At 67.4% G+C, this 8,080-nt stretch carries 8 protein-coding genes; 3 read left to right on the plus strand and 5 right to left on the minus strand.

Annotated elements, in window-relative coordinates; genetic code table 11:
- Positions 1–56: 56 nt before the first annotated feature.
- Together gabT and E0T84_RS29080 are read left to right on the plus strand one after the other, a co-directional pair.
- Positions 57–1,403 (plus strand): 4-aminobutyrate--2-oxoglutarate transaminase, encoded by a 1,347-nt coding sequence (gene gabT, locus E0T84_RS29075; protein ID WP_138746177.1) that lies wholly within the window; start codon positions 57–59, stop codon positions 1,401–1,403.
- Between the two features lie 25 nt (positions 1,404–1,428).
- Positions 1,429–2,883: an NAD-dependent succinate-semialdehyde dehydrogenase gene (locus E0T84_RS29080; RefSeq protein ID WP_138746178.1), complete on the plus strand. Its 1,455-nt coding sequence runs from the start codon at positions 1,429–1,431 to the stop codon at positions 2,881–2,883.
- Positions 2,884–2,892: 9 nt separating this feature from the next.
- Here E0T84_RS29080 and E0T84_RS29085 read toward each other — a convergent pair whose 3' ends face one another.
- Positions 2,893–3,270 (minus strand): hypothetical protein, encoded by a 378-nt coding sequence (locus E0T84_RS29085; RefSeq protein WP_070944939.1) that lies wholly within the window; start codon positions 3,268–3,270, stop codon positions 2,893–2,895.
- Between the two features lie 78 nt (positions 3,271–3,348).
- Positions 3,349–5,238: an acyl-CoA dehydrogenase family protein gene (locus tag E0T84_RS29090; RefSeq protein ID WP_138746179.1), complete on the minus strand. Its 1,890-nt coding sequence runs from the start codon at positions 5,236–5,238 to the stop codon at positions 3,349–3,351.
- A gap of 144 nt (positions 5,239–5,382) precedes the next feature.
- Between E0T84_RS29090 and E0T84_RS29095 the strand changes: the two genes are divergently transcribed.
- Positions 5,383–6,594: a CaiB/BaiF CoA-transferase family protein gene (locus tag E0T84_RS29095; RefSeq protein ID WP_070187699.1), complete on the plus strand. Its 1,212-nt coding sequence runs from the start codon at positions 5,383–5,385 to the stop codon at positions 6,592–6,594.
- A gap of 117 nt (positions 6,595–6,711) precedes the next feature.
- Here the strand turns inward: E0T84_RS29095 and E0T84_RS29100 are convergent, their stop codons facing one another.
- The 3 genes from E0T84_RS29100 to E0T84_RS29110 all read right to left on the minus strand — a co-directional run.
- The gene (locus tag E0T84_RS29100; protein WP_070945047.1) at positions 6,712–7,029 is read right to left on the minus strand and encodes a hypothetical protein; all 318 of its coding nucleotides are present in this window, start codon (positions 7,027–7,029) and stop codon (positions 6,712–6,714) included.
- Positions 7,029–7,415: a heme-binding protein gene (locus tag E0T84_RS29105; RefSeq protein WP_070184936.1), complete on the minus strand. Its 387-nt coding sequence runs from the start codon at positions 7,413–7,415 to the stop codon at positions 7,029–7,031. The genes E0T84_RS29100 and E0T84_RS29105 overlap by 1 nt, the downstream gene beginning before the upstream one ends.
- A gap of 142 nt (positions 7,416–7,557) precedes the next feature.
- On the minus strand, positions 7,558–8,080 hold a 523-nt coding region (locus E0T84_RS29110), incomplete at its 5' end, for a helix-turn-helix transcriptional regulator (protein WP_138746180.1).

Raw genomic sequence — 8,080 nt, forward strand, 5'->3', positions numbered from 1 at the left:
CGTGGTCGCAGTTGCCTAGCGTGAGGTCCGACAACCGCCAGCAGCAGGAGGAACACGTGAGCATCGCCGAGATCACGGGTGCAGTCGTCACCCAGGAACGCCGGCTCGTCACCTCCATCCCGGGTCCGGTCTCGCAGCAGATGCAGGCACGAAAGACCGCCGCTGTGGCCGCTGGCGTCGGGACCACCTTGCCCGTCTACGTAGTGGCCGCAGGCGGCGGAATCCTTATCGACGCCGACGGCAACCAGCTCATCGACTTCGGTTCCGGCATCGCGGTGACCACCGTCGGCAACAGTGCACCCGCTGTCGTCGAGGCCGTCGCCGAGCAGGCCGCCGCGTTCACCCACACCTGCTTCATGGTCACCCCGTACGAGGGCTACGTGCGGGTGGCCGAGGAGCTCAACCGGCTCACCCCCGGTGACCACGAGAAGCGCAGCGTGCTGTTCAACTCCGGCGCCGAGGCGGTCGAGAACGCCGTCAAGATCGCGCGTGCCCACACCCGTCGACAGGCCGTCGTGGTGTTCGACCACGCCTATCACGGGCGCACCAATCTGACCATGGCGATGACCGCCAAGAATCAGCCGTACAAGAACGGGTTCGGGCCGTTCGCCGGTGAGGTGTACCGCGTGCCCACCTCATTCCCGTTCCGTGACGGCGAGACCGACGGCGCCGCTGCGGCGGCCCGCGCGCTCGATCTGATCGACAAGCAGGTCGGCGCCGACAACGTCGCGGCCGTGGTGATCGAACCCATCCAGGGCGAAGGCGGATTCATCGTCCCCGCACCGGGATTCCTGCGCGCGCTGCAGAACTGGTGCACCGAGGCGGGCGCGGTTTTCGTCGCCGACGAGGTGCAGTCGGGCTTTGCCCGCACCGGCGCGATGTTCGCCGTCGAACACGACGGCGTCGTGCCCGATCTGATCGTCACCGCCAAGGGCATCGCGGGCGGCCTGCCGCTGTCGGCGGTCACCGGTCGCGCCGAGATCATGGATGCGCCGCAGGCCGGCGGCCTCGGTGGCACCTACGGCGGCAACCCGCTCGCCTGTGCCGCCGCGCTCGCGGTCATCGACACCATCGAGCGTGAGGGATTGCTCGCCCGCGCGGTGGAGATCGAGCAGACCATGACCGGCCGCCTCGACGCGATTGCCGCCGAGGATGCCCGGATCGGCGAGGTCCGCGGCCGCGGCGCCATGATCGCCGTCGAATTGGTCACGGCGGGTACTCGCGAGCCCGATGCCGAGCTGGCCAAGCAGATCTCCGCCGCCGCCCACGCCCAGGGACTGGTCGTGCTGACCTGCGGTACCTACGGCAACGTGCTGCGGTTCCTGCCGCCACTGTCGATGCCCGATCACCTGCTCGAGGAGGGGCTGGACATCCTGGCCGCCATCTTCGCCGAGACCCGCTGACCTCCGCCGACCTGTGGGAGACGCTGTGAACACGCAGAACGCAATCGCCGAACTGGACGCCAAGCACGGCATCCTGATCGACGGACAAGCCCGCGGTGCCGCCTCGACGTTCGAGGTATTCGACCCGGCCAATGGTCAGACCATCGCCGAGGTTGCCGACGGCAGCGTGGCCGATGCGCGCTCCGCGGTGGACGCCGCGCACCGGGCATTCGGGGATTGGGCCAAGACGAGCCCGCGGCAACGCAGTGAGATCCTGCGCCGGGTATTCGACCTCATGGTCGCCGACACCGACCGACTGGCCGCCCTGATCTGCGCGGAGAACGGCAAATCGCTGGCCGACGCCCGTGCCGAGGTGGGTTACGCAGCCGAGTTCTTCCGCTGGTTCTCCGAGGAGGCAGTGCGGACCGACGGCGCCTACGGTGTCAGCCCCGCCGGCGGCACCCGCACCCTGGTCACGCACAAGCCGGTCGGGGTGGCAGCACTGGTGACGCCGTGGAACTTTCCCGCCGCGATGGCGACCCGCAAGATCGCCCCGGCATTGGCCGCGGGTTGCACCGTGGTCCTCAAACCGGCGGCCGAGACACCGCTGACGGCGTTGGCGATCGCCGGAATTCTGTCGGCCGCAGGCGTTCCCGACGGCGTGGTGAACATGGTGCCCACCACCGACGCCGCTGCGGTGGTCGAGAACTGGCTGAGCGATGCCCGGGTACGAAAGGTGTCGTTCACGGGTTCCACCGGTATCGGCCGGATCCTGCTCAAGCAGGCAGCCGACCGGATCGTCAACGCGAGCATGGAACTCGGCGGCAATGCCCCGTTCGTCGTGACCGCCGATGCCGACGTCGAAGCCGCCATCGCGGGCGCGATGGTGGCGAAGTTCCGGGGTGGTGGCCAGGCCTGCACCGCGGCTAACCGCTTCTATGTGCATGCTTCGGTCGCCGACGAGTTCGTCGCCGGTTTCGGCGCCGAGGTGGCGGCACTGCGGGTGGGTCCGGCGTCGGACCCGGTATCGCAGGTCGGCCCCTTGGTCAGTGCGCGCGCGGCCCAGCACGTGGCTGCCGCGATCGAGGCCGCGGTGGCCGACGGTGCCGTGATCGCCGCGCAGGCGCCGGCCCCGGCCGAGGGCTGGTTCGTCGCGCCCACGTTGCTGACCGGGGTCGCCCCGGACGCCGCGATCCTGGCCGACGAGATCTTCGGGCCCGTCGCGCCGGTTGTGGTGTGGGAGGACGAGGATGATCTCCTGCGGTGGGCCAACGGCACCGAATATGGCCTGGCCGCATACGTTTACGCGGGCCGTCTGCAGGACGCGGTGCGTCTCGCGGAGTCCTTGGATGCCGGCATGGTCGGCATCAACCGGGGCATCGTGTCGGACCCGTCAACCCCGTTCGGCGGGATGAAGCAGAGCGGTCTGGGTCGCGAAGGTGCCCGCGTCGGTCTCGAGGAGTTCCAGGAGACGCAGTACTTCAGCGTCGCGTTCGACTGAACGGACCGCTCAGAACGGTGCCGAGTGCTGCATCAAGCTCAACATCAGGACGACCATGCACAGCAGGGAACTGAACATGATCAGTCCCATGACGACAACCACCAGCCACATCGTGCAGCGCTGCTTGCCGCGTGAGAGTTTCGCGATTCGCTCGTCCCGCATGAGTTCGTTTGCGACAAAGGCGAACTCGACCCGCGCGAGTTCGGCGTCGGCGGCCGGCGCGCCTGCGGATAACTCACGAAGGCGGGCCGCGGCGATGCCGACACCGACGCCGGCGAACCTCCGGCTCATCTGACGCGCCTGTCTGCGGGTGAGACGGTGATCGAAGGCATCCATCGAATGCGGCCACTGTCCCCATCCGCTGTGAGCGTCTGACGGGGTCGTCATAACGTATTGATCTTACGAGCGTGGCGCGTTGTGAGGAAGCCTGCGCCCGTGGCTTGTTCACGTGTGCAAGGACATTTTTCACCGGATGACTCGGTGCACGTCCGCTGTCACGTCGCCGCCCTCTTGCGCGATCCACGGTCCTTCGATCGACGGATCGACGATCCCGTCCTCCAGCCACGTGTGGCGACCGGCGAGCACCTCATGGGCCAGCGTGCGGTCTGAGTCGTCGCTGTTGTCCCACAGCTGGGTGAACAGCCTCTCGGTCCGCACCCGGGATTGGCGACAGAACGCGTCGGCAAGGTCCACCGCGGAGTCCGGTGCATCGCTGCGGGCCCGGACGCAGGCCGCCGTCATCGCGAACAACTCCGCCCCGATATCGACGATCCGGCCCAGGAAACGTTGCTTGTATTCCAGCTTGCCCTGCCAACGCGACATCCCGTAGAAGGTGCTGCGGGCGAGCTTTCGGCTGGCCCGTTCGACGTACCGTAGGTGTTCGGCCAGCGGCCCGAATTCGGTGAACGACGTTGGCAGCTGCCCTTTTCCGGTGACCAGGGTGGGTAGCCAGCGCGCATAGAACTTCCCGGCCTGCGTCGCCGCTTTCGCCTTGTGTTTCAGGTCGGCGTCGGGGTCGATGATGTCGCCGGCCACCGACAGGTGGGCGTCCACCGCCTCGCGGGCCAGCATCAGATGCATGATCTCGGTGGAGCCTTCGAAGATCCGGTTGATCCGCATATCGCGCAGGATCTGCTCGACGGGCACGCCGCGTTCCCCGCGGGCGGCCAGCGACTCGGCGGTCTCGAAGCCACGGCCGCCACGAATCTGCACCAGCTCGTCGGCGATCAGCCACGTCATCTCCGAGCCGTAGAGCTTGGCCAATGCGGCTTCGATCCGGATGTCGGTACGGCCGGCATCGGCGAGCTCGCTGGCCAGTTCCACCATCGACTCGATGCCGTAGGCGGTGGCCGCGATGAACGCCACTTTGCCGGCCACGGCGTCGTGCTCGCCGACCGGCCGGCCCCACTGCACCCGTTCCCTGGACCATTCCCGGGCGATCTTCAGACACCATTTCGATGTTCCGGTACATACCGCGGGCAATGAGAGGCGTCCGACGTTGAGCGTGGTCAGCGCGATCTTCAGGCCCTCTCCTTCGCGCCCGATCCGGTTTGCGGCGGGCACCCGCACGTCGGTCAGCTTGGTCAGGCCGTTCTCGATTCCGCGTAATCCCATGAACACGTTGCGGTTGGTTACGACGATGCCGGGGGTATCCGCCTCGACGACGAATGCGGTGATGCCGCCGCGGTGTCCCTCGCTCGGCGGCACCTGCGCCATGACCACCAGCAGGTCGGCGATGACGCCGTTGGTGGTCCACAGCTTGACGCCGTTGAGCAGGTAGTCGTCGCCGTCGGGGGTTGCGGTGGCGTGCAGTCGGGCCGGGTCACTACCGACATCGGGTTCGGTGAGCAGGAACGCGCTGATCTCCCGTGTGCACCGGGGCAGCCAGGTGCGCTTCTGCTCGGCGGTTCCGAACATCGACACCGGTTGCGGTACACCGATCGACTGGTGGGCCGAGAGCAGCGCGCCGAGCGCGGGGTGAACCGAGCCGACCAATGCCAGCGCTTTGTTGTAGTACACCTGCGACAGGCCGAGACCGTCGTACTCGGCGGAGATCTTCATGCCGAACGCGCCGAGGTCCTTCAAGCCCTGGATGACCTTGTCCGGGATCTGCGCGTCGCGCTCGATCACTGCGGCGTCGATCTGCGTCTCACAGAATTCCCGCAGCCTGGCCAGAAATGCCTCGCCTCGCTGCGTCGTGTCGGCCGCACCCCGCGGGTGCGGATGGACCAGATCCAACCGCAAGCGGCCGAGGAACAGTTCTTTTCCGAAGCTGGGCTGATGCCACTGGGCTTCTCGCGCCTGCTCGGCTACCTGCCTGGCCTGTCGTTCGTTGACTTCTCCGGTAGCGGTCATCGCCGGCCTCCAAACGTCCGTTCGCTGGGGGCATACCCGCGCCGATTTTGGCCGAAACGGTATTCGGCGGGGGAGACGGGAACCGGCAGGCTCTCGCTACACTTACCGTAAGTCCAACAGTTAGGAGCCGCGTTGATCAAGGTCATGCAGGGCGTGCGGGTGCTCGAGGTCGCGCAATTCACCTTCGTACCGGCGGCGGGAGCCATCCTCGCCGACTGGGGCGCCGACGTCATCAAGGTCGAGCATCCGGTGCGCGGCGACACCCAGCGCGGCTTCATCAACATGGGCGGGTTCCAACTCGACCCGAACCGCCACCCGCTGATCGAGCACCCCAACCGCGGCAAGCGCAGCGTCGGGATCGACGTCTCGACGCCCGGCGGGCAAGAGGTCCTCTACGAGATCGCCAAGACGGCTGACGTCTTTCTGACCAATTACCTGCCCGCCCAACGGCAGAAGAACAAGTTCGACGTCGAGCACATCCGGGCGGTGAACCCGAACATCATCTACGCCCGCGGCAGCGCCTACGGCGACAAGGGGTCCGAGCGTGATACCGGCGGCTTCGACGGAACCGCCTTCTGGACCCGCAGCGGCGTTGGCCACGCGCTCACCCCGGAGGCGATCAATGGCGCTCTGTCTCAAGGCATTCCAGCATTCGGTGATTCGATCGGCGGGATGAACATCGCCGGCGGTATTTCCGCGGCGCTGTTCCATCGTGAGCGGACCGGGGAAACCGCCGAGATCGACGTCTCGCTGCTGAGTACGGCGTGGTGGGCGGCCGGCGCGAGCGTCACCCAGGGCATGGAGACCGGTGAGACGATGCGCTCGCTGATGCCCGACGACGTCACCTCGGTGAACCCGTTCATGGCCAACTACCGGACCTCCGATGGCGGCACCATCAATCTGTGCATCGTCAGCCCGACGGGCTACATCCGCGACGCCTTCGAACATCTGGGATTGCCCGAGCTGGCCGATGACCCGCGGTTCTCCGATGTGCTCCCGTTGATCGAGAATGCCACCGAAGGCGTCGAACTGATCGCGAAGGCGATCGGCAGCAAGCCGTTCGAGTACTGGCGTCAACATCTCAAGACGATGAAGGGCCAGTGGGCGCCGTTCCAGAGCCTGGTCGATCTGAACACCGACGAGCAGGCGATCGCCAACGACATGGTGGTGGAGGTCGAGGCCGCCGACGGGGGTCAGCCGTTCCGGGTGGTGCGCGGGCCCGTGCAGTTCAACCACGAGCCGCTGGAGACCACCCGGGCACCCCAGGCCTCCGAGCACACCGAGATCGTGCTGATGGAACTCGGCATGGATTGGGATCGAATCGAAGAACTCAAGGACTCGGGCGCGATCGCCTGAGGTCGCGGCTGTCTGGCGGTCCCCCCTTCGCCGCTTTCTACCTGGGGGCTGTTGATCGCAAAGATCCCAACCCCTATGTGGAAAACGGTGACGGCACGGCCCGCCGCCTGGCGTGGACTAGTTGCAGCCGCCGGCGTGGACCCACCGGCCGTTGTAACCGATGCAGCCGCTGACGTTCGAGCCCGGGGGTGGCGGCGGCGGTGGTGGCGGGTCTTCCGGCAGCGGGGCGTAGTAGGCCGGCGGCGGCACATATGGGGCGACGGCGTCGGCGACGTTGACGCAGCCGCCCACCGAGATGCGGCGTCCGGCACTCGCACACACGTCGGCGGCGGCAGTGCCGGCGGGAGCGAGAACGATGGCGCCGGGCAACGCGGTGAAGGCGAGCGCGGCAGTCGCCGCGCGGAGCCAGGGTGAGCGTGACGATGAGGTGAACATCATTGTCCTAAAGGCTGATCAGGGGCCTTGATTCCGCAGCGATTGCGGAAGTCGGTCAGCGGCTGACGGATGCCGACGAGGTCGGCGTGTGCTTGCGGGTTCGCGTCGAAGAAGGCCTTGGTTTCTTGCGGGACCTCATCCTGCGGGCGGCCGTGCAGGTTGGTGTAGAAATCGTTGACGTCGGGGTGGGTCCACAAGTAGGTGGACGTCGCGGCCGCCACCCCCGAGGCGATACCGGCGAGATCTCCGGCCGTGCAGTTGGGCGGGCGCGGCGGCGGCTCGGCAGCCGCGGTCACCGGGCTGAACAAGGCCACGGCAACTCCGACGGCACCCGCTGCGACAGCGGGCACCACCCCGTAGCGCACGGTGGTCAGTGTGCGGGACACAGCGGGACTCCTTCCCGAGGTGGGCAGGTGCCGATTGCATCGCCCGGCGGGCCGAACATTAGCAGCTCGGCAGGGGGTGCGCGACGAATTGTTCGCTCGGCAAGGACGTGGCTTGGCTTGGCGTGCCGGTGTTTAGGGCTGTTTAGGGCCGCGCCGTCGAGGTCGACCGCGCATTGCGATAGGCCGTCGGGGTGGTGCCGAACCAGCGCTTGCACGCGCGGGTGAGCACGCTCTGCTCGGCGTAGCCGAGTTGGTGACACAACTGGTCGAGTCCGAGAGCAGTGTCGAGCAGCAGGCGTTGTGCGACGTCGCGACGCGTCTGGTCGACCAGATCGGCGAACGTGGCGTTCTCCGCGCGCAGCCGCCGTTGCAGCGCCTTGGGGTGCAGGCCGATGTGTCGGGAGATGTCGGTCAGGCCGACGGCACCGGTGGGTAGGAGCTGGCGTACCAGACTGCGCACCAGTTGGCTGGCGGCCGGGTCGAATTCGCCCATCACACCGGCGAGGTAGTCGACCGCGGTCTGGTGGGCGAGGTGATCGGTGGGCAGTGGCCGTTGCAGGTCGGTGGTGCGCAGGGTGAAGCCGGCGACCGGTTCGAAAAAGCTGGGCGGGCAGCCGAAATAGGCCTGATAGTCGTCGGCGGGGGCAAGCGCGGGGTGGGGTAGG

The organism is Mycobacterium sp. DBP42, assembly GCF_005924235.1.
In the GTDB taxonomy this organism is placed as follows: domain Bacteria; phylum Actinomycetota; class Actinomycetes; order Mycobacteriales; family Mycobacteriaceae; genus Mycobacterium; species Mycobacterium syngnathidarum.